At 64.7% G+C, this 26,184-nt stretch carries 19 protein-coding genes and 2 pseudogenes; 12 read left to right on the plus strand and 9 right to left on the minus strand.

Going from position 1 to position 26,184, the window contains the following annotated elements; genetic code table 11:
- Positions 1-193: 193 nt before the first annotated feature.
- Genes AB3X86_RS33565 through AB3X86_RS33575 form a run of 3 tightly spaced genes read left to right on the plus strand, consistent with a single transcriptional unit; the run spans position 194 to position 3,613 of the window.
- Positions 194-1,135: a LysR family transcriptional regulator gene (locus AB3X86_RS33565; protein ID WP_176122122.1), complete on the plus strand. Its 942-nt coding sequence runs from the start codon at positions 194-196 to the stop codon at positions 1,133-1,135.
- Complete coding sequence (locus AB3X86_RS33570) at positions 1,132-2,571, plus strand: aldehyde dehydrogenase family protein (protein WP_368599287.1); 1,440 nt, start codon at positions 1,132-1,134, stop codon at positions 2,569-2,571. Before AB3X86_RS33565 ends, AB3X86_RS33570 begins: the two co-directional genes overlap by 4 nt.
- Positions 2,572-2,590: 19 nt before the next feature.
- On the plus strand, positions 2,591-3,613 hold the full coding sequence (locus tag AB3X86_RS33575) for an XdhC family protein (RefSeq protein WP_368599288.1): 1,023 nt from the start codon (positions 2,591-2,593) through the stop codon (positions 3,611-3,613).
- Between the two features lie 125 nt (positions 3,614-3,738).
- Here the strand turns inward: AB3X86_RS33575 and AB3X86_RS33580 are convergent, their stop codons facing one another.
- Positions 3,739-4,734, minus strand: coding sequence for a LysR substrate-binding domain-containing protein (locus AB3X86_RS33580; protein ID WP_368599289.1), 996 nt, complete (start codon positions 4,732-4,734; stop codon positions 3,739-3,741).
- 186 nt (positions 4,735-4,920) lie between these two features.
- Between AB3X86_RS33580 and AB3X86_RS33585 the strand changes: the two genes are divergently transcribed.
- Both AB3X86_RS33585 and AB3X86_RS33590 read left to right on the plus strand, forming a co-directional pair.
- Positions 4,921-6,087 (plus strand): M24 family metallopeptidase, encoded by a 1,167-nt coding sequence (locus tag AB3X86_RS33585; RefSeq protein WP_368599290.1) that lies wholly within the window; start codon positions 4,921-4,923, stop codon positions 6,085-6,087.
- A gap of 89 nt (positions 6,088-6,176) precedes the next feature.
- The gene (locus AB3X86_RS33590) at positions 6,177-7,562 is read left to right on the plus strand and encodes an MFS transporter (RefSeq protein ID WP_368599291.1); all 1,386 of its coding nucleotides are present in this window, start codon (positions 6,177-6,179) and stop codon (positions 7,560-7,562) included.
- A 44-nt stretch (positions 7,563-7,606) separates the two neighbouring features.
- On the opposite strand, the pseudogene AB3X86_RS33595 reads toward AB3X86_RS33590, so the two are convergent.
- Positions 7,607-7,966 (minus strand): annotated as a pseudogene (locus AB3X86_RS33595) (fumarylacetoacetate hydrolase); the annotation flags it as partial.
- Here AB3X86_RS33595 and AB3X86_RS33600 point away from each other — a divergent pair.
- From AB3X86_RS33600 to AB3X86_RS33615, 4 genes are all read left to right on the plus strand, one after another.
- Complete coding sequence (locus tag AB3X86_RS33600) at positions 7,935-9,119, plus strand: NAD(P)/FAD-dependent oxidoreductase (protein ID WP_368599317.1); 1,185 nt, start codon at positions 7,935-7,937, stop codon at positions 9,117-9,119. The pseudogene AB3X86_RS33595 and the gene AB3X86_RS33600 overlap by 32 nt on opposite strands.
- Positions 9,116-10,573: an aldehyde dehydrogenase family protein gene (locus AB3X86_RS33605; RefSeq protein ID WP_368599292.1), complete on the plus strand. Its 1,458-nt coding sequence runs from the start codon at positions 9,116-9,118 to the stop codon at positions 10,571-10,573. Before AB3X86_RS33600 ends, AB3X86_RS33605 begins: the two co-directional genes overlap by 4 nt.
- Before the next feature lie 559 nt (positions 10,574-11,132).
- Positions 11,133-12,458 (plus strand): NAD(P)/FAD-dependent oxidoreductase, encoded by a 1,326-nt coding sequence (locus AB3X86_RS33610; protein WP_368599293.1) that lies wholly within the window; start codon positions 11,133-11,135, stop codon positions 12,456-12,458.
- 56 nt (positions 12,459-12,514) lie between these two features.
- Complete coding sequence (locus tag AB3X86_RS33615) at positions 12,515-13,201, plus strand: aspartate/glutamate racemase family protein (RefSeq protein ID WP_368599294.1); 687 nt, start codon at positions 12,515-12,517, stop codon at positions 13,199-13,201.
- A 139-nt stretch (positions 13,202-13,340) separates the two neighbouring features.
- Here the strand turns inward: AB3X86_RS33615 and AB3X86_RS33620 are convergent, their stop codons facing one another.
- The 4 genes from AB3X86_RS33620 to hflK (AB3X86_RS33635) form a co-directional block, all read right to left on the minus strand.
- Complete coding sequence (locus AB3X86_RS33620) at positions 13,341-15,293, minus strand: heavy metal translocating P-type ATPase (RefSeq protein WP_368599295.1); 1,953 nt, start codon at positions 15,291-15,293, stop codon at positions 13,341-13,343.
- Positions 15,290-16,333, minus strand: coding sequence for a protease modulator HflK (gene hflK, locus AB3X86_RS33625; RefSeq protein ID WP_368599296.1), 1,044 nt, complete (start codon positions 16,331-16,333; stop codon positions 15,290-15,292). The genes AB3X86_RS33620 and hflK (AB3X86_RS33625) overlap by 4 nt, the downstream gene beginning before the upstream one ends.
- The gene (gene hflC / locus AB3X86_RS33630) at positions 16,330-17,370 is read right to left on the minus strand and encodes a protease modulator HflC (protein WP_368599297.1); all 1,041 of its coding nucleotides are present in this window, start codon (positions 17,368-17,370) and stop codon (positions 16,330-16,332) included. The genes hflK (AB3X86_RS33625) and hflC overlap by 4 nt, the downstream gene beginning before the upstream one ends.
- Before the next feature lie 93 nt (positions 17,371-17,463).
- Positions 17,464-19,359, minus strand: a complete 1,896-nt coding sequence (gene hflK / locus AB3X86_RS33635) for a protease modulator HflK (RefSeq protein ID WP_368599298.1) — start codon at positions 19,357-19,359, stop codon at positions 17,464-17,466.
- A gap of 197 nt (positions 19,360-19,556) precedes the next feature.
- On the opposite strand from hflK (AB3X86_RS33635), the gene AB3X86_RS33640 reads away from it, so the two are divergent.
- From AB3X86_RS33640 to AB3X86_RS33650, 3 genes are all read left to right on the plus strand, one after another.
- Positions 19,557-19,817 carry a hypothetical protein gene (locus AB3X86_RS33640; RefSeq protein ID WP_368599299.1) on the plus strand — a complete coding sequence of 87 codons (261 nt, stop codon included), beginning with the start codon at positions 19,557-19,559 and terminating at the stop codon, positions 19,815-19,817.
- A gap of 171 nt (positions 19,818-19,988) precedes the next feature.
- Positions 19,989-21,647, plus strand: a complete 1,659-nt coding sequence (locus tag AB3X86_RS33645) for a methyl-accepting chemotaxis protein (RefSeq protein WP_368599300.1) — start codon at positions 19,989-19,991, stop codon at positions 21,645-21,647.
- Between the two features lie 390 nt (positions 21,648-22,037).
- Positions 22,038-23,873: a thiamine pyrophosphate-binding protein gene (locus AB3X86_RS33650; protein WP_368599301.1), complete on the plus strand. Its 1,836-nt coding sequence runs from the start codon at positions 22,038-22,040 to the stop codon at positions 23,871-23,873.
- Here the strand turns inward: AB3X86_RS33650 and AB3X86_RS33655 are convergent.
- The 3 genes and pseudogenes from AB3X86_RS33655 to AB3X86_RS33665 all read right to left on the minus strand — a co-directional run.
- A pseudogene (locus AB3X86_RS33655) lies at positions 23,863-24,190 on the minus strand (substrate-binding domain-containing protein); the annotation flags it as partial. The gene AB3X86_RS33650 and the pseudogene AB3X86_RS33655 sit on opposite strands and share 11 nt — an antisense overlap.
- A gap of 44 nt (positions 24,191-24,234) precedes the next feature.
- On the minus strand, positions 24,235-25,140 hold the full coding sequence (locus AB3X86_RS33660) for an ABC transporter permease (RefSeq protein WP_368599302.1): 906 nt from the start codon (positions 25,138-25,140) through the stop codon (positions 24,235-24,237).
- A 2-nt stretch (positions 25,141-25,142) separates the two neighbouring features.
- Positions 25,143-26,057: an ABC transporter permease gene (locus AB3X86_RS33665; protein ID WP_176122142.1), complete on the minus strand. Its 915-nt coding sequence runs from the start codon at positions 26,055-26,057 to the stop codon at positions 25,143-25,145.
- Between the last annotated feature and the right edge of the window lie 127 nt (positions 26,058-26,184).

Below are 26,184 nucleotides of genomic sequence, written 5' to 3' on the forward strand. Positions count from 1 at the left end.
CTGATGCGACGAATCATTCGTCGTTATATCGGTGTTAGCCCGGATGACAGCGGTCTTACAGTTACGTATCAATAGACCGCTCACCCACGCCCGTACTGAAGGGCGCACTACCAAAAGGGGCCCTGCACCGTCGATGAACGCAGGGTGATAATGGCACCGCGCCCCATTAGCATCGCTGATGCTCTGAGGGAACATGGATCTCAAGCAAATCCAGTACTTCATCGCACTATTCGAGGACGGCTCGGTCACCCGTGCCGCAAAGCGGCTGAACATCGTGCAACCGGCCCTGAGCATGCAGATCGCCAAGCTCGAGGACGAACTGCATCAACAGCTGTTCGAGCGCGGCGCGCACGGCATGGCGCCGACCGCCGCGGGACGGCTGATGTACCGCCTGTTTTTACCGATCGTGCGTGACCTTGCCCACGCACGGCAGCAACTCGTGCAGCGCGATGAAGTGGTGACGGGGCATGTCGGCATCGGGCTGATCGCATCGGTGACGGAAAGCGTGCTCGCGGATTCGCTGTCGCGCTTTCACGCGCGTTACCCCGATGTCGAAGTCACCGTCGCCGATGGCTACAGCGCGACCTTCATCGACTGGGTGGCGGGCGGGCAGCTCGATGCCGCCCTCATCAACAAGCCGCGCGCGCGCTTGTCGCTCGACTCGCGCCCGCTGCTCGACGAGGAGATGGTGCTAGCCACCAGCGCCGCGCATGGCCCCGACTTGCCGCATGCAATCGAACTGGCGCAATTGCCCGAACTGGAACTCGTGCTGCCCACCAAACGTCACGGCCTGCGCGGCGTGCTCGACAGCGCCGCGCAACACGAGGACGTGCTGCTCGCGCCGCGCTTCGAGATCGACGTGCTTTCGACAATTCTGAAGCTCGTCGAGCACACGCGCTTTGCGACGATTTTGCCGCGCATCGTCGTCGAGCGCGCCGCGCGGCACGGCACGTTGCGCGCGTACCCGATTCTGGCGCCTCGCATCGTGCGGCACATCGTCTGCGTGAATCATCCGCGCCGCCCGTTGAGCGCGGCGGCGGAAGCACTGATCGGGATCATCGGCGACGAGTTGCACCGCGTGTCGAGCCTGTCGGGCGATGAGCCCTCACACACCATCAAGGAACGATCTTCATGAACGCACGACACTGGATTGCCGGCGAATGGACCGGCACGCCCAACATCGACAGCATGGATCCCGCGACGGGCGAGGCCATCGGCCGGTTCGCCGACGGCGGATCGAGCGAAGCCGATGCCGCCATCGCCGCCGCTCGCCACGCGTTCGATCGCACGACATGGGCGCAGGACGCGCGCTTGCGCCAGGACGTGCTGCTCGGCTGGGCTTCGGCGCTCGAAGCCGAACGCGACATGCTCGCGACGCTGCTCACGCGCGAAAACGGCAAGGCGATCGCGCAATCGCGCGGCGAGATTGCCGGCGCGATATCGGAGGTGCGCTATTACGCGGGGCTCGCGCGCCATATTGCCGGGCACGTGCTCGAACCGGAACCGGGCACGATATCGACGATGCTGCGCGAAGCGGCCGGCGTCGCGGCGATCATCGTGCCTTGGAATGCGCCCGCCGTGCTGCTCGTGCGCTCGCTCGCGCCCGCTCTCGCGGCCGGCTGCACGGCGATCGTCAAACCGGCGGCGCAAACGTCGCTGCTCACGGCCGCGATGTTGCGCTGCTTCGAACACACGGCGTTGCCTCAAGGCGCGGTGAACCTCGTCAACGAACGCGGATACGCGGCCAGCCAGCGGCTCGTCGATTCGCACGGCGTCGACGTGGTGAGCTTCACGGGATCGACGGCGACGGGCAAGAAGATCATGGCGGCCGCTGCCGACAGCATGAAGAAGCTGTCGCTCGAACTTGGCGGCAAGTCATGCTGCGTCGTCTTCGACGATGCCGATGTCGCGGCGATCGCGCCGCGGCTCGCGCGCGCCGCGACGATCATCTCCGGGCAGCAATGCACGGCGGCGCGCCGGGTGCTGGTCCATGCGTCGCGCGCTGCGCAAATGCGCGAGCACCTCGCGTTAGCGCTTGCGTCGCTGCGGGTCGGACCGGGCATCGATCCGGCGACGGATATCGGCGCGCTCATCGACGGCACGACGCGCGATGCGGTGGCACGGACGATCGAGCGCGCGTGCGCAACGGCCGAGCGTGTGCTGCTGCGAGGCACTTGCTCGGGGCACGCGTTTCTGTCGCCGACGCTCGTCGAGCATGACGATCCGAAGGCGTTCTTTTGCCAGGACGAGATCTTTGGCCCGTTCGTCACGCTGGAAGTCTTTGAGAACGAAATGGAAGCGATCGAGAAAGCCAACGACACGGTCTTCGGTCTCTCGGCGAGCGTATGGACCCACGACGGAGCGCGCGCATTGCGCGTCGCGCGTGCGCTGCGCAACGGCACGGTGTGGATCAACGACCACAACAAGCTTTTCGCCGAAGCCGAAACGGGCGGGTATCGCCAAAGCGGACTGGGTCGGCTACACGGCTACGATGCGCTGGCGGACTTCACCGAGTTGAAGCACATCTGCATGCCGGCCGGCGTGGCGGAAGGCATCGCGCCGTTGCGGTGAACGGCAGGGAGGCGAGTCAATGGATAGCGTGGATCTCGAAGTCCTGAAAAGCAGCGCACGATGGCTGGCGGACGGGCATCGCGTGCTGCTGGTGACGGTGGTGAAGACATGGGGATCGTCGCCGCGTCCCGTGGGCGCGATGCTCGCGGTGCGCGCCGATGGGCAGGTGGTCGGGTCGGTGTCGGGCGGATGCATCGAAGACGATCTGATCGATCGCGTGCGGCAGCGAGGCATCGAACAGGAAAGTCCGCAGGTGCTGAAGTACGGCGTCAGCGCGCAGGAGGCGCATCGCTTCGGCCTGCCTTGCGGCGGCACCATTCAGCTCGTGCTGGAGCCGTTGACGCTCGCGAGCGGTATCGCCGGGCTGTGTGCAGCGGTGGAGGCAGGCAGGCTCGTCGCGCGCACGCTCGACATGGCGACGGGGGCTGCGCGCCTCGAACCCGCGCAGGCGACGGACGGTCTTCTGTTCGACGGGATGACGCTGATGAGCATCCATGGGCCCCGTTACCGGATGCTGGTGATCGGCGCGGGACAGTTGTCGCGCTATCTGTGCAGCATCGCGGTGGGGCTCGATTATCAGGTCACGGTATGCGATCCGCGCGAGGAATATACGGACGAGTGGAACGTGCCCGGCACGACCCTCGTTCGGGCCATGCCCGACGACACAGTGATGGACATGAAGCTCGACGAACGCTCTGCGGTGATCGCGCTGACGCACGATCCGAAGCTCGACGATCTCGCGCTGATGGAAGCGCTGAAAACGCCTGCGTTCTACGTGGGTGCGCTCGGTTCGCGTCGCAATAACGCGGCGCGGCGCAAGCGCTTGAAGGAGTTCGATCTCACCGATGAAGAACTCGCACGCCTGCACGGACCGGTGGGCATCTACATCGGCAGCCGGACGCCGCCGGAGATCGCCCTGTCCATACTGGCCGAATTGACGGCCGCGAAAAACGGCGTGTCGTTGCCGGAACTGCTGCGGGTCGAAGGCGCCAAGGCGGTCCGGGAGATGGCGGGCAACGCGGTGGGCTGTGACGCCTTGTAAGCGGAACCGATTTCACCACAGGCGCCGTAAGGCGAGCGGTCCATCGCTCAACTGCTGGCGCAGGAAATCCACCGCCACGCGCACCTTCGCCGTGGACGGCCTGCGCTGAGTCCCGTCGAGGTTAGTCAGTCGTTGTCGGCGCCGGGGGCTCCGGTATCGAATCCGGCAGCCTCGCGCAGCGCTTGCAGCATCGCCCGCGCACCCGGTGAGAGCCTGTCCCCGCGCCGTGTGACGATGCCCGCCGGCCCGAGCTTCAGATCGAGCTCGAACGGCAGCGGTTCGAGCGCGCCGGCAATGCAATACGGCCGCACCGGCTCGCGCGCAAGCGGCGCGATCATATCGCTGATCTGCAGCAGACTCGTGATGACAGGCAGCGATGAGCTCTCGACCACATCCGTTGGCAACGCGAGCTGCCGTTCGAGAAAAAGTTGTGTGAACTGATTACGCATCACGTTGCCCTTCGGCGGCAGGATCCACGTTTGCGGCGCCAGTTCGTTCCAACTGAGAGCCTTACGCCTGGCGAGCGGATGGCCAACGCGCGCGAACAGCGCGTGCTGAGCTTCTGCGAGCGGGGCGTAGTGCAGTTCCGCCAGATCGTCCGGATTGCGGATTCGCGCGACGATCATATCCAGCTTGCCTTCCTGCAAACGCTGCACCAGCACCTCGCTGAACTCCATCTCGATGTTGACGCGAATCTGCGGAAAGCGCTTCTTGAGTAGCGCCACGGCCTGCGGCACGAGGTTGGTGGCCGCCGTGACCTCGGTGCCGATCATCGCCTGCCCGGTCAGGCCGGCTTTGAGCGCGGACACTTCGTCGTACGCGTGCTGCAGCTCCGCCAGCACGCTGCGCGCATGGCGGATCAGCACCTCGCCGTACCACGTGGGCTCGACACCGCGCGGATGCCGTTCGAACAATGGCACACCCATCGTCTCTTCCAGTTCCCGCAGCAACTTGGTCGCCCCGGGTTGGGTCATGTGCGCCGCGTCCGCCGCGCGCAATACCGAGCGATGGGTGTCGAGCTGAACGATCAGGGCCAATTGGCGCGTCTTCAGGCGCGTGGGGTCGAAGCGGCCCGGCGCGATGGCCCCCGCGCCGTCGTCCGGATGAAGTGCCGAGCTCACGATGTCGCCTCCGCGTATTCCGTATTGATATAGATCTTGCGTTATTTTTCATTATAAAAGCATATCGAACAATCCTACTATGCAGCAGTCGCCCTGCATTTCAAGGCGGGCGGTTTCCCATCATGGGCATCGAGACCGGCTGCATCCAGCATCCGCGCAGGCAGCCGCACAGGAGGCGAAGAGGTAATGAACATTCGTACTGCAGACATCCCGCCGGAAGGCATCACCACCGACGAATTCCTCGGCCGCGTCGCCAAGGTCCGCAGCGCGCTCGACAAGGCGGGCCTCGTCGGCCTGCTTGCATTCGGCGATTGCTGGCGTGGCGCGAACATCGGCTACTTCACCGAGTTCCGCCCGCTCGACGGCGTATCGGACATTGCCAATGCGATCCTGCTGCTGCCGGTGGACGGCGACCCCGTGCTGTTCGTGTCGGATCAATGCTTCGATTACGCGACGAGCGTGACCGCCTTCGGGGTGCGCAGTCTGCGTGAAGTCACGCAACAGGTGCAGGCCTTTTCTGCGCGGCACCGCAGCGGCACGGTCGGCCTGGCTGGCGCCGCCTATATCCCCGCGGACCTGTTGCAGCGCCTGAACGCCGGTCTCGGCGAACTGAAGCTCGAACCGACGATGGTGCTGGCCGAAATCAAGGCGATCAAGAGCGAGCCCGAGGTCGCGCTGATGCGCAAAGCCGCCGCCTTGACCGATTCGGCGATGGCCGCGATTCGCGACGCGCTCGCCGACGGCCGTCCGTACACCGAGCGCGAACTCGCTTTAATCGCCGACCGCGCGATGCTCGCGGGAGGCGCGGACCGGACCGCGTTCGATTCGATGGTGCAATCCGGTCCGCGCTCGGCGTATAACCTGGCGCGCCCCACCGACCGCATCCTGCAACCGGGCGAGCTCATTATGACCGACATCGGTGCGCGTTATCGTGGGTACGTGGCCGACGGCGGACGCGGCTTTACCTACGGTCCGGCGAATCCAGAGAAGATGGCGATCGTCGCGGCAGCGGCGCGCGCGGTCGAAGCGGGGCTGGCCGCCGCGCGTCCCGGCATGGCGGCCATGGAGTTGAACGCGGTGATCCAGCAGGCGCTGGTGAAGTCGAACTACGAGCAATACTCGAGCGAAGCGCGCGGCCATGGCACCGGTCACGGCACCGGCATGGACCCGGAAGAAGAAGCGCCGTGGATCGGGCCGGGCAACAGGACCGTGCTGCAGGAAAACATGGTCTTTACGCTGAAGGCGACGATCACGGTGCCGAACGTCGGCGGCCTGCGCACGGAACGTATCGTGCGGTTGACCTCGGGCGGCGTCGAAACACTCGACCATTTCCCGATGGAACTGCACTGGTGAGCACAGTGAACTGATCGTAACGTGCGGGCGGCCCCGCGCCGCCGACACGCAGCAGTTCAAAACATAGATTCCCAGAGAAGGGAGGAGACGTGAAAACATCGCCCATTTCATCCGGCAACGCGCCGGTTATCAGCCGGTCGGCCGTCAACCGTGTGCTGGTCGCCTCGGTGGTCGGGACCGCCATCGAGTGGTACGACTTTTTTCTCTATGCCACCGCTTCGGCGCTGGTCTTCGCCAAGCTGTTCTTTCCCTCGTTCGATCCGATGGTCGGCACCATCGCGGCATTCGGAAGTTTTGCGGTCGGCTATCTCGCCCGGCCCTTCGGCGCCGTGTTTTTCGGGCACTTCGGCGATCGCATCGGACGTAAGGCGACGCTCGTCGCGACGCTGACGATCATGGGCGTCGGCACCTTCGTGATCGGCCTGCTGCCGACCTACGCCTCGATCGGCGTCTGGGCGCCGATGCTGCTTGTCGCGATGCGCTTCCTGCAAGGGCTCGGCGTGGGCGGCGAATGGGGCGGCGCGGTGCTGATGGTGGTCGAAACGGCACCGGCCAGAAAGCGTGGTTTCTTCGGCGCGTTCCCGCAATTGGGCGTGCCGCTCGGATTGATGCTCTCGACCGCCGTGTTCAAAGCCGTCTCGAGTCTGCCGTCGGAGGCGTTCTATTCTTGGGGATGGCGCCTGCCGTTCCTGCTGAGCGTCGCGCTGATCGCCATCGGCCTGTTCATCCGCCTGCGCGTCATGGAGTCGCCGGTATTCGAACAGATCAAAGCGAGCAAGCAGGTCGTGAAAGCGCCGCTGATCGAATTGCTGCGCCGGCATCCGAAAGACCTCGTGCTGACGATCGGCACGCGCTTCGCGGTCGACATCACCTTCAACGTGATCAACGTGTTCGTGCTGGTGTACGGAACGACGCGGCTCGGCTTGTCGCGCGGACTGCTGCTGAACGCCATCATTGTGGGCTGCATGGTTGCGCTGTTCACGCTGCCGCTGTTCGGCAAGCTGTCGGACGCGATTGGACGCCGGACCGTCTTCATGCTCGGCGCGGTATTCGTGGCAATCTATGGATTCGCGTTCTTCCCGTTGCTCGAGACACGCAATCCGACTTTGATTTTCGTGGCGTACGTCTGCGGCATCGCGTTGAGCCAGGCGTCGGTGTACGGCGTGCAATCGACGTGGTTCGCGGAACTGTTCGGGACCCGGGTGCGTTATACAGGTGCTTCACTGCCGTATCAGATCGCCGGCATCATCACGTCGGGACCGACGCCATTGATCGCCACCTATCTGTTCGCGACGTTTGGCCAGACGCTGCCCATTTCGATCTATATCGCGGCGACAGGATTGCTGAGCCTCGCGTGCGCGTTTTTCCTCGCAGAGACTTTCAAGCGCGATCTGTCCGCGGAGCCGGGAGATGAGGCGGCCGCGGCGCCGGGCGCGCGTGCGTCCGCGCACTCGCCGCATCCTCTGGCGCGGTGAGTGCAAATCGATCCGCTTGCTGTGCCGTCCAGGACCTGGTCATTTTCGGTTGACGACTGAACGGTGTTGACCAGTGCGCCGAGCTCCGGCGTTGCAATAGTCACCTTGTCTCCGAGGTGATGCGTGAAGCCACTGCCCGGAGCATGCCGGTCTTTAATCGGGGAGAACATCGTGCCGAGAAACAGCATGAAGCCGTCGGGATACTGGTGATGCTGGCCGGCAGTCTGGGCGACGAGTTGCTCCGGGTCACGGCTGATCTCGCGCATGTGGCTCACGCCTTCGAGAATGAATCCGTCGTCCGCGCCTTCTATCCTCAGCGACACGCTGGCCGCCCGCACCGAGTCCATCGTGAAGCGATCATCGAACAAGCGGATAAAAGGACCGATCGCGCATGAGCCGTTGTTGCCTTTTGCGAAGAAGGGTGCGAGCGTGGTCGTCTGCGAAGCGGGAACGGTCGGCCAGGCGGCCTCTGGCCGCAACGGCGGCATGTGCAACAACGGCTTCGCGCAGGACTATGCAACGATGTCGCAACTGATCGGGACCGAGCGCGCGAATGACATCTATCGCGCGTTCGACGCCGGCGTCGACACGGTCGAGCGGCTCGTGCGGGAAGAATCGATTGACTGCGATTTCGCGCGTAGCGGCAAGCTCAAACTTGCTGCAAAACCCGAGCATTTCGACAAGCTGGTGCGCAGCCAGGCGCTGCTGGCGGCGAACATCGATCCCGACACGCGCATCGTCACACGCGCGGAACTGCGCGACGAGATCGGCTCGGACCGGTATCACGGCGGCCTGATCTTTGGCAAGAGCGCGGGTATGCACGTGGGGCGCTATGTGCGCGGACTCGCGCGCGCCGCCGAGGCGCGCGGCGCGCATATTCTGGAACAGACCCCCGTGCTCGCGCTGCGCCGCGAGCCGGACGGCCTATACCGGATCGGCACGCCGCGCGGCGAGATCCGGTGCAAGCAGGTATTGCTCGCGAGCGGCATCTCGCAGGTCGGCCCGTTCGGCTGGATCCGGCGGCGCATCGTGCCGGTCGGCGCATTCCTGATCGTCACCGAGCCGCTGTCCGTCGAACAGCTCGACCGGCTGCTGCCGCGCCGGCGGATGGCGACCGACACGAAAAACTTCGTCAACTTCTTCCGTACCACGCCGGACGATCGCCTGCTGTTCGGCGGCCGCGCGCAGTTCGCGGTGTCGAATCCGCACGTTGACGAAAAAAGCGGAAAGATCCTGCGAGAGCAACTGGCTAGCGTGTTCCCGGAACTGGCGGAGACGCGGATCGACTATTGCTGGGGCGGCATGGTCGATATGACGACGAACCGGCTGCCGCGCGCCGGGCAGCGCGACGGCGTGTACTACTCGATGGGCTACAGCGGCCACGGCACGCAAATGTCGACGCTGATGGGCACGCGCATGGCCGACATCATGGATGGCCGCACCGACCTGAACCCGTGGAAGGATTTCTCGTGGCCGGCGATTCCCGGCCATTTCGGCAAACCGTGGTTTCTGCCGATTGTCGGCGCCTGGTATCGCTTCAAGGACGCAACCCAATGACTTCCCCGCTCGATCATCTGAAGAGCTCCGGGCATCTGGAGCAGATCTACATCAACGGCGAATGGACGCAGCCTGCCGGCACGTTGAGTGCGCCACTCGTGTGTCCGTCGAATGGAGAGACGTTGGTCGAGTTGCCGCTCGGTGACGCGCACGACGTCGAGCGCGCGGTGCAGGCCGCGCGCGCCGCGTTCGTACGCTGGTCGGCGACTTCGCCGCAAGAGCGCGCCGGCTATCTCGACCGCCTGCACACGCTGATGCGCGAACGCGCGGAAACTTTCGCGCAGGCGCTGACCACCGAGATGGGCGCGCCGATCACCTATGCGCGCAACGCGCATGTGCCCTTCGCCGCAGAGCATCTACGCGTCGCCCGCGACAACCTCGCGTCGTATCCATTTCGTGTGCAGCGCGGCACGACCGCGATCGTGCGCGAGCCGATCGGCGTGTGCGCGCTGATCACGCCGTGGAACTGGCCGATCTACCAGATCACCGCGAAGGTCGGCCCGGCGCTCGCGGCCGGCTGCACGATCGTGCTCAAGCCGAGCGAGCTGTCGCCGCTCAGTGCGCTGCTGTTCGCCGAGGTTGTCGAGGCCGCCGGGCTGCCGCCCGGCGTGTTCAATCTGGTCAGCGGCACGGGACCGGAGGTCGGCGAGCGGCTCGCCGCGCATCGGCAGATCGATATGGTGTCCATCACGGGATCGACGCGCGCCGGCGTGCTGGTCGCTCAGGCAGCCGCGCCGACCGTCAAGCGCGTCGCGCAGGAACTCGGCGGCAAGTCGCCGAACGTGGTGTTGCCGGATGCGGATCTGTCGCGCGCAGTATCGCTCGGCGTCGCCGCCGCGTTCCGCAACATGGGGCAATCGTGCAGTGCGCCGACGCGGCTGATCGTGCCGCGCGCGCTGCTGCCGCAGGCGGAACAGCTCGCGGTCGCGGCCGTCGACGCGATGGTGGTCGGTGACCCATTCGTCGAGACGACGACCCACGGTCCGCTCGCGAACCGCGCGCAGTACGAGCGCGTGCAGACGATGATCGCGACGGGGATCGACGAACGCGCCAAGCTGCTGGTCGGCGGCCCGGGTCGGCCTGCGGGGTTCTCGCGCGGCTGGTTCGCGCAGCCGACGATCTTCTCGGCGGTGCGCTCCGACATGGCGATCGCGCGCGAGGAAATCTTCGGCCCGGTGTTGGCGATGCTCGCGTACGACAGCATCGACGAAGCAGTCCAGATCGCCAACGACACGGTCTACGGACTCGGCGCGCACGTGCAGGGCACCGACCTCGACACGGTGCGCGCGGTGGCCGCACGGATCGCGTCGGGACAGGTGCATTTAAACTATCCGGCGTGGGATCCGCAGGCACCGTTCGGCGGCTACAAGCAATCGGGCAACGGTCGCGAGTATGGCGTCGAAGGGATGGAAGAGTTTCTGGAGATCAAGTCGATCCTCGGGTACTACGCGTGAAGGCTTGCATAAGGTGGTGCCGCATGCGCGGCGGAGAGCGAGCGCACCACCCGGAATGCGTGGATCACCGCCCCGTCGACTTCGCCTGAGGCGGCACGTTGCTGTTCCGGCCAGGCGGGATACAGATTTCGAGTCCGGCGAGAGCCGTCGTCCGCGAGATTCGCCCGCAGGATGTGCTGTTAGGGATTTCAGGACAACTGGATTGTGTTTTTTTACTGCTCAAATCAGTGACCGCGAGACTTTTTACACTGGTCAAATATCGAAAGGGGAGGCGTAGTAGACAGGCTTGGACTTCAGCCGTTTAACTAGATTTTCAACGAGACGACTCTTCCATGATCGACTTCGATGGGCGAGTACATTGAATTCCTAATTGATCATATGCCTCGAGGCCTGCGTGGCCAGCAGCTCAATACTGCATTCCCTTCTTTCAGTCGATATGTGCGCAATGCGCAGGAGCAAAAATGACCGCGGCTTTTGTGCTGCACCGCGCCGACGGTGCATCACCTTCAACCTCGTTCCGCAGGGCGGCGTTCGGAACTTCAAGCGAACGAGGTCAGCCATGTCCCCTCCGTTGAACGTTATCCAATCCCCACCGGCGTTACCGGCCGCTGCCGATGTGGTCGTGATCGGAGGCGGCATCATCGGCGTGTTTACCGCCTACTATTTAGCCCGGCGCGGCGTGTCTGTTGCTCTCGTCGAGAAGGGAAGGATCGGCGCCGAACAATCGAGCCGCAATTGGGGCTGGTGCCGGCAGCAGAATCGCGACGCACGCGAATTGCCGATGGCAAGCAAAAGCCTTGATCTCTGGGAGCGATTTGCCATCGAGTCCGGCGAAGATACGGGCTTTCATCGCTGCGGGCTGCTGTATCTGAGCAATGACGACGCCGAGCTCGCTCGTTGGGCCAGTTGGGGCGAATTCGCAAAGACGGCGGGAGTGACGACCTACATGCTCGATAGCCGCCAAGCCGCCGAGCGCGGAAAGGCGACGGGCCGGCCTTGGAAAGGCGGCGTCTTCTCGCCCAGCGACGGCACGGCGGATCCAGCGAAAGCCGCGCCCGCCGTGGCAACCGCACTCATGAAGCTCGGGGGTAGTGTCATTCAACACTGCGCGGCGCGCGGCGTTGAACTGGAGGGCGGGCGGGTCTGCGGCGTCGTGACGGAAGCCGGCGTCATCAAGACGCGCACAGTCGTGCTCGCAGGTGGCGCATGGGCATCCGCGTTCTGCCGCCAGTTGGGCGTCCGTTTTCCTCAGGCGTCGATCCGCCAGTCCATCCTGAGCGTGTCCCCTGTCGGACATCGCTTGCCGGACGCTTTGTTCACCTCTGGCGTATCTGTGACCCGCCGCAACGACGGACGCTATGCATTGGCCATCAGTGGTCGCGCGCGGGTGGATGTGACGCCACAGTTCCTGCGATTTGCCCCGCAGTTCATGCCCATGTTCGCCAAGCGCTGGCGCAGCCTCCTGCCGGGCGGCCTGGAGGGAGTCCGGGGTGGCCATGAAACGCTGCAGCGGTGGCGGCTCGATGCGCCGACACCCATGGAGCGCGTACGCATCCTGGATCCCAAGCCTGATCGGGCGACGGTCACCGAAACCCACCGCCGCGCCGTCGAACTGCTGCCCGAACTTCGCAAAGCCAACATCACGCATGCGTGGGCCGGTTTCGTCGACAGCACGCCCGACGGCGTGCCGGGTATTGGCGAGTTGCCGGGTGTGCCCGGATTAATCCTGGCTGCGGGTTTTTCGGGCCACGGCTTTGGCATCGCGCCCGGCGCGGGGCACTTGATCGCGGACCTTGCCAGCGGTGCTGAACCGATCGTTGACCCGATACCGTATCGACCTGGCCGATTCGCCAATTCCTCCTGGGGTAAGGTCGCCGATTTCTAGACTACACCTGAGCGATCTGACTTCTAATCAATGACGTTTAGGACTCGAATCTGACTATGACAACCATCGCCGTGGTTCACACAGGACCAGTATCGGTCCAGCCGATCAAGGAGCAAATCAGCGAGCTGATTCCTAATGCGCGAGTGATCAACATCGTCGATGACAGCTTGCTCAATGACGTTCGTGCCGCCGGCCATGTGACTCCGGAAGTCGCAAGTCGAATTCATTCCTACATGTCCAATGCGCAGGCGATGCGCGTCGACATCATCCTTAACGCCTGTTCGTCCGTCGGCGAAGCTGCTGACTCGGTGCGCAACTTGATTGGCACTCCGATCGTGAAAATCGACGAGGCGATGGCAGAAGAGGCTTGCTCCATCGGTTCTCATATTGGGGTGATCGCGACTCTGCCGACTACGCTGGAGCCCACCGTTCGCCTCGTTAAAAAGAAGGCCGGAGAATTGCGGCGCGCCGTCGAAGTGACCGAACGGATTGCCGAAGGCGCCTTCGAGGCCCTCTTGAGCGGGGACGGTGCGCGCCATGACGAAATTGTGAAGAGCGCAATCTCGGCCCTTGCAGCACAGGTCGGCGTGATCGTACTGGCGCAGGTCTCAATGGCGCGGCTCGTGCCGCAGTTGGAGGGCGTGCGCGTTCCCGTGTTAGCTAGCCTGCGTAGCGGTGTTGCTGCTTTGAAACGCGCGCTCGATAGCTTGCCTAAGGTAAGCGCGCCCAACCAGAACAGATGATCGGCAGCGTGACAGGGGCGCGGATCGCATCAACCACTTTCCGCTTTAAACCCTTCTTGCGCGCGGCTCTTCGAATTATTCAGACCCGACTGAGTAGCTGGCGCGACCGTTAAATGGCGTGGCTGGTCCTGGACAGAAGCTAAGGAGCGAACGCCGAGCCAGGGGAGTCGTCGATCCGCAGCAGACGGCCCGCGTTGGCGATCACGATGAACGTGCCGACGTTGTGCAGGATCGCGGCCCACACTGCGCCGAGCATGCCGGTCGCGGCGAGCGCGATCACCGCGAGCGTCCACGCGAGGCCGATCGCCGCATTGGTCGTCGCCGTGCGCCGGCATTGCCGGCCGAGGCGGATGCAGGTCGGAATCCGCCGCAGATCGTCGCCCAGCAGCACAATATCGGCCGACGCGATCGCAATGTCGACGCCGCGCTCGCCCATCGCGATGCTCGTCGAGCCGGCCTTGATCGCCAGCACGTCGTTCAGCCCGTCGCCGACGACCAGCGGATGCAGGCCCGCGCCGATCTCGCGCATCACGTAATCGAGCTTGTCGTGCGGCAGCGCCTGCGCGACCACCGTCTCGATACCCGTCTCGGCCGCGACTTTGCCAGCGACGCGCTCGAGGTCGCCCGTCAGCAGCGTCTGCCGCGCGAGGCCCAGCGTCCGCAGCTCGGCGAGCGCTTCGTGCGCGTCGGGCCGCAGCGTGTCGGCAAAACCGAACCACGCGAGCAGCCGCCCGCCGAGCACGAGTCCGACGAGCGGCCCGTCGAAACCGTCAGGGGCCGGCGGCAAGTCACCGGCATGGTCGGCCAGCAGTGCGGGCCGGCCGAGTACCGCCGTGCCGGCCGGCGTGTCGGCGACGACGCCGAGCCCGCGCAATTCCCGCGTGCGTTCGAACGGCGCAACAGCGGCGCCCGTGAGGCCGGACGCGGCGGCATCACGGACGAGCGCGCGGCTCGCCGGATGCGCGCTGCTTTCGCCGAGCCGCGCGGCCAGCGCACGCGCCTGCGCGGCGTCGACACCGGGCTGCAGCCACACCTGCCGGACCTGCAATTCCCCGCGGGTGAGCGTGCCCGTCTTGTCGATCACGAGCGAATCGACCTCGGCGATCTTGTCGAGGAACGCGGCATTGCGAAACAGGACGCCGTGCCGCGCGCCGACCGCGATCCCGGCAATGGCCGTGGACGGCGCGGCGAGCACCAGCGCGCACGGGCACGCGGCCACGATGACCGCGAGCATCGCCGCTGCATTCGCGGACGTGAACCAGACGATCGCCGCGATCAGCAGGACGAGCGCGAGATACGCGCCCATGTGCCGCTCGAGGACCTGCGTGACGGGCGGTTTCGCCTGCTCCGCCTGTTGCATCAGCGCGATGATCTTGCCGAGCGTCGAATCCTTGCCGGTGTGAGTGACTTCGATGCGGAGCACGCCGTCGAGATTCAGTGCGCCGCCATACACGGCGCTGCCCGCATCGATGTCGTGCGGCACGGATTCGCCGGTGATCGGCCCGTTGTCGACGCTCGACGTGCCCGCCACCACGATGCCGTCGACCGGAATGCGGGCGCCGGCCACCACTTGGATGCGGTCGCCCGCGCGCAACGCGTCGTACGCGACTTCGACCACACTGCCGTCGGCGCCGATGCGGCGCACACGGCCGGCCGTCAGCCGGCCGAGCGCGCGGATGGCTTCCTGCGAGCCCAGCACGCTGCGCTCTTCGAGCGCATGGCCGAACGTCATCACGATCGGCAGCAGCGCGGCCGTCGTCATGTCGCCGATCGCCCACGCGGCCAGCATCGCGAGCGCGATCAGGCGGTCGGTCACGCCGTGCAGGCTCGGCACACGCAGGCTGTGCCACGCACTCGCGAACACCGGCCCCGCTACGATCAGCGATGCGAGCGCGGCGAGGAGTTGCGCGAGCGTTTGTCCGCCGCCCGACAGCATGCGCCACGCGAACGACAGCACGAGCAGGCCGCCCGCGAGCAGCGCCAGCGCGATCTGCCCCGTGATCGTGCGGCGTTCGTCGGAGGACAGCGCGTAGGCCGTCGTACCTGCGGGAGCGGCGTCCGGCTGCGTGGCCGGTTCGGCGAGCGAATTCATCGGGCGTTTCCGGGCAGGATCAGGTTCGAGGTGTCGTGCGGATCGATCGTCGTCACGCGCCCGGCTTTCGACAGCACGCGCTGCACGCGATCGCGATACAGCCGTGCCAGCAGCCCCGGATCGCCCTTCTCGTGGAGCGTTTCAGCGAGTTGCCGGATTTCGAGCGTGTCGGTCTGCGCGTTCGCGACGCGTTCGGCCGCGTGGGCCTGCGCGTCCTGCACGATCCGGTCGGCATCCTGCTGCGCGTCCTGGCGCCGCTGTTCGGCTGCGGTGCGTGCTTCGGCGATGGTGCGCTCGGCGACCTGCAGCGACGTCAGCACCGCGTTGAACGCGTCTGCCGCCGCGCCGGGAAACGCGGGCTGCACGTCGACGCGCGCAACTTCGACGCCGAGCCCCGCGTGCGCCGCGTCGAGTGCGCGCAGGTGGCGCGCGATCGCGTCGGCTAGATCGCCGCGCAACCGTTCGCGACGCGCGGCCATCTGCCGGTCGGCGGCCAGTTGCTCGGGCCGCGCGACCAGGATCGCGTCGAGATCGCGGGTCGCCGCGACCTCGACGGCCGACGCGGACACGATCCGCTCGAGCGCCAAATCGAGACGGTCCTGCTGCAGCACATACGCGTACGGATCGCTGACCCGGTAATAGAGCACCGCGCTCAACGCGACCGCGCCGCCGTCGCCGGTCAGCACGTAGCCTGAACCGGCCAACGCGTCGGGCAATCGCGCGACACCCTGCGCGGATGGCGCGAGCGCCCGCGGATCGCGCTCGAGCGAGCGGATCCGCTGCTCGAGCACACGCGCGGCGCCTGGCACGAGCAGGACCGATTCGAACGGCTGCGGCCACGCGATCACGAGCCCGGCGTCCTGGGTGCGCACGAGCGCGCCGAAACGCATTACGACTGCGCGGCTGTCCGCCGGAATCCGCCGGATGTTCGAGCCGGCCCATGTGCCTGCGGCGAGCACCGCGAGCGCGGCGATGAACCAGAACGACAGGCGCACGGCCTGCGCGCCCGGACCGAGCGGCGGTGCGGACGGCTCGCTCATCGCGCGGCCTTGTGCGCTTTGGGTGCCGGCTGCGCCTGCCCCGACCCGTCGGTCGGGCCATCCACGAGCATGCGGAACGGCGCGGCGTCGGTGCGCAGGATCAGGTTCGTATTGGTGCCGACCACCGCGTTCAGCGTGTCGAGCGAACGCAGCATTGTGTATAGGTGCGGGTTGCCCGCATAGTTCTTGCCGTAGATGTCGGCCGCGTCCTTGCGCGACTGCGCTTCGATGCCGGCCGCTTTCACGTTCGCATCGGCCAGCGCGATGCGCGCGTCGCGCTCAGCGTCCGAGCGGATCTGCGCAGCCTCGCGATTGCCGTCCGCGGTACGCTGCGCGGCCACGGTCTCGCGTTCGGCGCTCATCCGGTCGACCGTCGCGGCAAGCGTGGCGGCCGGCAGCGTGAGCCGTTCGAGCCCGACCTGGGCAACGCGCACCCCGTAAGTCGCATAAAGCTGCGCGTCGATCTGTCGGCGCAGCGCATCTTCGAATTCACTGATCTTCACCTGGGCCGGATCGGTGTTCACGAGCGACGCCAGATCGTATCCGGCGGACGTCGTTTGCAGCGCGGAGCCGACGAGCGAGCGGATCTGCCGCGCTGCTTCGTCCGGCTCGTTGCCGACCGCGCGCATGAAGCGCCCGATGTCGCTCGCATCGGCTGGCACGCGCCACGCGACGTAGGCCTCGACGATGATGCGTAGCCCGTCGCGGGTACCGACGTCCTGCAGGCCGCTCGACGTGGTGTGCAGGCGCAGGTCGACGGGCGTCACCGCATCGATCGGCGCAGGCAGGCGCCACGCGAGCCCGGGTTCGAGCAGCACCCGCACGGGCCGCCCGAAGCGCGTGACGACCGATGCCTCGCCGGCGCGCACCTGCACCAAACTCGCAACCGCGAGCGCGACCTGCACACACAGCAGCGCGATGGCGACGCGCAGGCGGAACGCGCCCGGCGGCTGCGATGCGCCGTGATGCGCGTGGTGGTGGTCGTGGCCATGGCCGTGGTGCGCATGATCATGCGCGTGCGAATGAAACAGACTCACGATGTCGCCCCGAGTGCGGCGTCGTCCGCGTGCGAGGCGGCGGCACGGCCTGCCGCCGTGTTGCGCCGCCCGTGCGGATATCGCCGCGACAATTCAATGGATGCCGGCCAGATCGCCGGCAGGAGTATTGCGAAGATCGACGGTCGCCCGCGTGCCGTCGGCAAGCCGGTCGTCGATGATCGTTATGCGCGCGTTGCGCAGGCCGCGTTGCAGCCGGTCGAGGTAATACTCGAACGGAAACGCGGGGCCGCCGAGCCGGTACGAGACGAGGTCGGCGTCGAAATCGATCTGCTGCACGCGCGCCGACGACACCGTATCGCCGGCCTGCGCTTCGGCCTGCGCGACCCGTTCGAACCCCTGCTGCTGCGCGTTGCCGAGCAGGCCGGCCGCGAAGCCGCGTGCCTGCGCGACGCTGCCCTGCGCGCGAATCTGCGCGGCCTGCACGTCGTGGAAAGCGGCGGCCGCACCGGTCGGCGGGTGCACGCTCTCGATCACGACCGCGATCACGTCGACGCCGCTTTGCAGCAGGTCGAGCTGTTGCTGGATCGCGCGCTTCAACTGAGCGGCCATCGCGGCCTGATTGGTTTCCAGCAGCGATTCGAGCGTATGCGACGCGAGGTAGTGCACGAGTTCGCGATTGGCGCCCGTGCGCACCGTGCTTTCCGGGTCGATCGTGCGATAGAGCGCCGCGCGCGCGTCGGCATCGGTCAGCCCGAGCCGGTAGTCGACCCGGACGTCGGCGTTGACGACCTGGAAGTTCTGGCGGTCGCCGTTCGCGCCGGCGATCACCTGGGTGGTTTCCCACGGATGCGGCACATCCCACAGACGGTCGAGGCGTTCGGGCGTCGGGCCATCGGCTGGCACCGACGCCGTATCGGCGCTACCGTCATTCGCGCTGCCCGCGATCGCGACTTGGTGCACCGCGCCGTTGTCGACGATGCGCGCGCGCCCGAACGGCCAGGGCAAACCGACGTGCAGGCCCGGCTGCCAGACCGCGACCGGCGCGCCGAACCGTTCATATACCGCGCGCTGCTCCGGGTTCAGCACGACGACGGCGGTGAGCAGCCACGCGCACGCAACGGTGGCGGCCAGCGCGCCCGGCAGCAGCCGCACGAAGCTGCGCCAGCCCCAGCTCTGCCGCAGATCGACGCCGTACCGATGGCGCAGTTCGGCGCCGAGCGACGCGAACGGCGACGGGCGCCGGCTCAGCAGTCCGGCGATCGCGCTGGTCGGCACGACGGCGCCGCGCGGCACTGCAAACCACGACAGCACGCCGCGCAGAGCCAGTTCGGCGGCGACGGCTGCGTTGAGCAGCGCGACCGCCTGCACGAGCCAGTCGGCCGTGAGGTGCCGGAATGCGAACCATGCGGCGGCCAGCGCACCCGCGAGCGCGGTGACGAGCGCGACACGCAACACCCGGGTGAGCGACGCGGATACCGCCGAACCGCTGGCGGCCGCCGCATGATGGCGTTCGGCGACCAGTGTAAGAAAGGCGAGGACGATGCAGGCCGCACCGGCCGCGAGCGTGGGTTCGGGCGCAGCCATTGCGCGAACCAGCATCGCGGGTGAGGGCGGCTGCCACGCGAGCGCGGCAAGCGCGACGGAGAACGCACCGCCGGCGGTGACGGCCCACGGCCGCCAGTCGATCGCGGCGGCGATCGCCGGCCACGGATTGTCGACTTGCTCCGCGTCCTGCTTGCGGCTGAATGCGCTGCGCAGCCAGTTCTTGAGCAGGCCGGCCGCCGAACCCTGCGGTGGATGGCGGCGTGCACGATCGGCGAGCAGCACACCGATCGCGATGACGAGCACGTTGCACCATGCGCTGGCGAGCGGCGCGCACCAGCGCAGGTCTACGGGCAGGAAGTCGACGGCGCTCAGCGTGCCGAGCGCGGCGACCAGCAACCCGGCGGCCCCTGCGACCGGCGCGAACGCGTCGCGGCCGGCCGGGCTGCAGGGAGTGTCGTCGTTGCCTTCCGCCTGTTGCCCCATCGGAGGTTCCTTACGTACGAGTTACAGGGTGCGCAGGAGTCCGTGCGGAATGCTGCGAGCGGCAATGTAGCGCGACGGATGATGAAACTCAAGGTGAGCGACGCGAGTGGAGCTATCCGCGCTTACCGGCAAAAATTCGTGATGGAGAATGTTGAGCCAATCGCGGCAAAGCTTTGCGGGCAGGCAGGAATTGATTGATGAGGAATTTTGAATTTCATGAAAATGAGAAGTGCGATTACCTGGCCGCGTCAGTTTGGAACAACGTTGTCAGCGACTTCGCACAACATCGTCGTAACAGTCACCCATTTGCCGGACCGATCGCGCGCTTGATGCTTTGTCTCTTGCGCCAGTCACCGCATTCCTGCCATCGGTTCTGCGGATCAAGGCCGGTGGAACTCCTCTGCCGACTTCCTTTCATCGCGAAAGATACTAAAGAAATTCTCGGCTTGAAGAATTGATCTGAAGAATGCTGCGGCATTGCCGTTAACCCTTATGTGAGGTTCTGGCAAGGTCCCGGTCGTCCAGACCGGCGCTGCTTGTCAGACGTCAATCGCAAGTAGGGATGAGGTGCATCTGCTCGCAACTCGGGGCGCACTTGCGGTTCCATTGTTGTCCTGAGAAAGCGAATTATGAATTTCAGCAATATGAAACTCGGCGCCAAACTGATCATCGCCTTTGTGCTGGTCTCGACCATCAGTGCCATCGTCAGTGCAATTGGCCTGCGCAATATGTCGCAAATCAGTGCAAACGCAGACAAAACCTATCGGCAGGATCTCGTCGGGCTCAACCTCATTCAGCAGGCAAACGCCGACGTCCTGAGAGTCGGTACATACCTGCGCAATGCCATCCTCGCTCCGACGCCTGAGCAGCGGACTACCTCGATGGGTCAGGCTGAAAAAGCCCTCGCCTCGGCACGCGATCACCTTAACCAGGCGGAACCCCTCGTCTACACGGAGAAGGGCAAAGCTACCTTCACCGAACTCGACCAGGGCTGGCAGGACTACATCCAGGCGTTCAACGAATTCAAAGCCAGGATCAATGCAGCCGGGCCACAGGACCGGGACGGACTGACTGATTACCTGTTGGGCGAGTACCACCATAAGGGCTTCAGGACCCTGGTCCTGATGGGCAACCTCGTGGTTCTCAAACAGGGCGATGCGCAAAAAACCGCCGAAGCCAACGACGCGGTATACGGTGAAGGCCGCAATCTGATGTTTGTTCTGGTGGCGATGTCCGTGTTGATCGGCCTGGGAATTGGAGTCTGGATGGTGCGTAGCGTGACGCGTCAGTTGGGAACGGAACCGGCGACGGCCGCGGCGCTCGCCAGAAGCGTCGCTGCCGGTGACCTGAATGTCAGGATCGATCTGCGTCCCGGCGACACCAGCAGCCTGATGGCATCGCTGAAGGCAATGTGCGATGCCCTGATGCGGGTCGTCTCGGACGTGCGCGAGAACGCCGAAGGTGTGGCCGCAGCAAGTGCGCAGCTCGCGCAAGGTAATCAGGATCTGTCGAGCCGCACGGAGCAGCAGGCGGCCTCGCTTGAAGAAACGGCATCGAGCATGGAAGAGCTGACCGCAACGGTCCGTCACAACACGGACAATGCGAAGCAGGCCGCAACGCTCGCGGGCACCGCCTCGAACGTCGCGCAGCGGGGCGGCGAAATTGTCGGGCGGGTAGTCGAGACGATGCGCGACATCACCGCCAGTTCGACCAGGATGTCCGAGATTATTGGTGCTATCGAGGGCATCGCCTTCCAGACCAACATCCTGGCGCTGAACGCTGCGGTCGAGGCGGCTCGCGCTGGTGAACAGGGACGTGGCTTCGCTGTGGTCGCCGGTGAAGTCCGCACGCTCGCGCAGCGCAGCGCTACCGCTGCAAAGGAAATCAAGGAGTTGATCTCCGCCTCGGTCGGCCGGGTGGAGGCTGGCTCGATGCTCGTCGAAGAGGCTGGGGGAGCAATCAAGGAGATCGTCACGTCGGTAAAGCGCGTGACGGACATCGTGGGCGAGATTTCGTCGGCATCGAGCGAGCAGAGCAGCGGTATCGAGCAGGTGAATCAGGCAGTTAACCAGATGGACCAGGTCACCCAGCAGAACGCTGCGCTCGTGGAAGAAGCTTCGGCCGCAGCACAGAACATGGCGCAGCAGGCAGAAAGCCTCCGGGACGCGGTGTCTTTCTTCAAGGTCGCCAGCGGGCAGGCAAGTGCATCGCAAGCGATGACGCCACACAAGGATCCACCGCGGATGCCGCCGCGACATTCGGCGTCCTCGGCTGTTATCACCGCATAGGCAGTGAAAGTCGTTCGTTCTTTCGCGGGCGAACGTACAGGAAAAACGACCAGTGGCAGAGCGGGCTGACGCAGCGAGCTAAACGCTGCGCAGGAGCGGCAACCCCTCGAGCCATTGCTTCGGCGACTGGACCGGCGTATATGAGCCGCGATGTCGCCGGGGAGGAAGCGACATGGATGGAGACACGGGCTCGCCGATGACGCGGGTTCGAAGAAGCAACGCGAGATGCGACTGCAGTCAGTGTGCAGCGCACTAAAGGCCGTCTCGCCGTCTCCATGCCGGTTGACGCAGGCTTCGTCACTTAGTCCATGCTAGCTGCTGCAAGTGACGACCGGATGAGAAACAGCGAGATTCGACTAATGGGTTCTGTTCGGATCGTGACCAAAAATTATGGGATCACACGCGTCTCTCAATGTATCGAAAACGGTCGTGAAATCGTTGGAAGTAGCAAACATCGATCATGTCTTTCTGGTTCCCGGGAAGCTGATCTACCCTCTGCTCGAGGCCATCGACGAATCGCCGACGATCCGCGCGATCGTCGGCGCCCATGAAACCGGCAGCGCTTTCATGGCGGACGGTTATGCGCGGGCGAGCCGGAAATTCGGCGTCTGTGTGGGCATTTCCGGGCCGGGCACCATGAATTTCGTGCCCGGAATGGCAGCCGCCCAGGCAGACCGGATCCCAGTGCTTTATATCGCCGGCGGCGTCTCGTCGGGCGCGGAGGGTAAAGGCGCGTTCCAGGACGGTACTCAGGGCGGCATCTTCGAAAGCGCCGTGGTGAGGGGCCTGATGGAAGATGTCGTTGATCTCAAGAACAAGGGCAACATTCAGGCCGAAATGCGCCGCGCGACGGACGGGCTGAACTGGATGCGTCGGGCGCGATCATTTGTCAGCATTCCCGTCGATGTACAGCAACAGGATGTTCCAAGTAGTCAGGAGGCCGCGCGCACACCGTACTCCCAAAGCGAATTCAACGCACGCGAAGTCCCCGCGAACCGCGCAGCGTTGGATGCCTTGTGCGACCAGTACCTACTCGGCTCGAAGAGGGTCGCGTTTCTGATCGGAAGCCGTGGCAACGACGCGCGAACGGCGCAGGCCCTTCTCGAGGTAGCCGAAAAATTCCATGTTCCTGTTGCGACGACGCTATCAGGAAAGGGGGCGTTTCCTGAGAAGCACCCCCTCGCGCTCGGCGTCTATGGATTCGCCAGCCACTCGAGGGCGGTTCGCGCGATCAACACCGACGAACTCGACGCCCTGATCGTGTTCGGCAGCGACCTGAATCAACGCGACAGCATGAACTGGAGCAGAAAGTTGCTCGCGGGCAAAGAGGTGATCGTCTTCGACGACAGCTTCGATCCGCCCGCTACTGGCCACATCGCTCAAGGAACGATTTTCTCTGGTATTGGCGCGTCCTTCCGCTTGCTGGCAGAAAAGAAGGTGGAAACGGGCGCCGGGTTCCGGCAGGTGCTGCAAAAAAGAAAGGCATGGGTGGCCGACCTCAACACGACTGCGCTGTACGACTATCAATTCGAGCAAGCCGGAGGGCAGGTTTCAGATAGCGATCAGCGGCTCTATCCTGGGGACGTGGTGAAGCGTCTGTGCCGGCTACTGCCGAAGGACAGCAACGTCGTCGTGGACTCCGGTGCTCATCGAATCTTCATGGCTCACTATTGGCTGTCGTCGGGAATGGGCAACTATTTTTCGTCGAGTTCTCTCGCGCCGATGGGATGGGCTATTGCCGCTGGAATCGGCGTCAAGCTTGCTGCACCAGAACGGCCGTGCGTTGTCGTGACCGGTGACGGTTGCATGATGATGCATGGAATAGAAATTCAGACGGCGGCCCGATATCGCGTCAAGGTGATTTATGTGGTTCTGAATAACGCCGCACATGGCGCAATCCATATCGACGCGGTCGACAAAGGTTCGATTTCGGAACAGTTCACCCGGCTGCCCAATCATGACTGGACGGCGTTTGCGGCTTCGCTCGGTGTGGCGGCGCGTCATGTCCAGTGCCTTGACGACCTGGACGGAGCCCTCAGCGAAGCGATGCAACACGAGGGGCCATTCCTGATAGAAGTCAAGACGGGCGTCTTTGCCGCACCGAACCGGTACTATGCGCAAGCCACCACTCACGGTGAGGCCGTCGAGCTCGAGTTCGATGTGAGGCGGCTCACCGGCGATCGTGCCGACGTTGGCGACGACGAGTCATGCGAGATCATCGTTTGAATTGAGTTCCTTCGAAGAGCGCATGTTGCGTCGCTCGCCCATCCAGCGCATCGAGCAGATGCTTCGGGCGAGCGTGCCGATCTCGCGCGTGTCCACGTGCACCGTCGTCAGGGGCGGCCGCGCTTCGCGCGCGATCGCGAGACCGTCGAAGCCGGTGTCCGAAAGCTGCTCAGGAATCGCGATACCGAGTTCTTCTGCCTCCCGCAAAACGCCCATCGCAATTTGATCGTTGCCGCAGATCGCCGCCCCAGGGCGCGGCCCGGCTCCTGCCAGAGCGCATGCAAGGGCCGCCGGCAGAAATCGAGTGTTGTTTGACCCGTCGGAGAACGGCTTGGCCCTCGCCACGCGGCCACGCCACGAGTTATTTCAACCCTGCCACTGCGCGCCGACGCGCCAACAACCTCACCGCAAGCAGACACCCGCCCATGACGGTCAACGACAACACCGTCGTCATCGTGCCGAGCGCATATATGACCGGTGTCGTCACCGACGTGGTGAGCCCCTGAAGCTCGAGCGGCAGCGTGTTCTGATCGCCGATCGCCTGCGAGGTGCGAGCGATCTCGTCCCATGACAGCGTGAAGCCGAACATCGCGACGCCGACCACCGACGGTCCGATGATCGGCAGCACGACGTGCAGGAAACTCTGCCACGGCGTCGCGCCCAGATCGCGCGACGCCTCTTCATAGGCCGGATTGAAGCGGTTGAACACCGCGAACATCACCAACAAACCGAACGGCAGCGTCCACGTCAAATGCGCTCCGAGCGCGGAGGTGAACAGGCCCATCGACGTCGTATAGCTATCGGAAAACGATTGATACCCCCATGCCGACGCGAGGTACTTCACCCCATTATCGAGCAGCCGGAACGTCAAACCGATCCCAAGCGAAACAATAATGGACGGCATGATCAGACTCGCGACCGAAACGTAGAACACCGCCGTGTCGCCGCGAAACTTTCGACGAAAGGCGAGGCCCGCCGCCACTGAAAACAACACCGTCAGCACCATGACCGCCAGCGCGAGCCGCACGGATCGTCCGAACGCGCTCCAAATATCAACATCGCCGACGCCGTCGCGCAACGCGGCGAACCAATGCAGCGAGACACCGCGCATCGGAAACGTCAGGCCGCCCTCGGGGCCCTGAAAGGACAGAATGAATATCGTAATCACCGGCCCATACAAGAACAGCACGAACAGGCCGAACAGCAGCGCAAGCCAGTAGAAACTGGCTGGACGGCGTTCCCGATGTTTGACGCGAATGGCCTGCATTTTCACAGCTCCTTGCGGATATCGACGACCCGCGTCAAACCCCACACGATCATCAGTACGACGGCGAGCAGAATGATCGCATTGGCTGCCGCGGCGGGAAATTGCAGGTAGCCGGTCTGCACCTGAATGACCTTGCCCACCGATGCAATCTGTTGCCCGCCCATCACGCCGACGGTCAGAAAATCGCCCATGACGATCGTGATCACGAAGATCGAGCCGATTACGATGCCCGTCTTCGACAACGGCAGGACCACGTCGCGTACCACCTGCCAACCGCTCGCACCGGCATCGCGCGCGGCTTCGAGCAGCGACCGCTCGATGCGCATCATCGCGTTGAAGATCGGCACGATCATGAAGAACGTGTAGAGATGGACGAACGCGAGCACCACCGAGAAGTTAGAGTACAGCAGCCATTCGAGCGGCTGGTCGATCAGATGCGCGCCGAGTAGCACCTGATTGACGAGGCCATTGCGGCCGAGCAGCGGCATCCACGAAATCATCCGGATCACGTTGGAGGTCCAGAACGGAATCGTGCAGACGAGGAACAGCACCGTCTGCATGCTCGTCGTGCGCACGTGAAACGCGAGGAAGTAGGCGATCGAAAAGCCCAGCAGCAAGGTCATTGCCCACACGATCGCGCAGAACTTGAGCGTCGACCAGTACGTCTTGAAGGTCACGCAAACGTCCGTCATCGACGAACAGCCGTTGAAGATCGCCGCGTAGTTCTTCAGCGTGAACGCGGGAATGATCTGGTATTCGTTGAAGTCCCAGAAACTGACGATCAGCGTGATGACGAGCGGCACGATGAAAAACAGCAGGAAGGTCAGCGACAGCGGCGTCGCCTGCAACCATGCCGGTGCGAGGCGATGTTTGACGGGCGTGTCCTGCGCGTGCGAGGGAAGGTCGATGGTTGCCATGGGCGGGTGTTTATCGAATGACTGCGCGGCGCATCGCTACGCGAGAACGAGAAATGACTACGCTGCTCAAAGGAGCCGTGCTTGCCGGCGCGTCACACCTCGGCAAGCACATCGAACCGCGGCGTCG

Source organism: Paraburkholderia sp. BR14374 (assembly GCF_040948685.1).
Taxonomy (GTDB): domain Bacteria; phylum Pseudomonadota; class Gammaproteobacteria; order Burkholderiales; family Burkholderiaceae; genus Paraburkholderia; species Paraburkholderia youngii.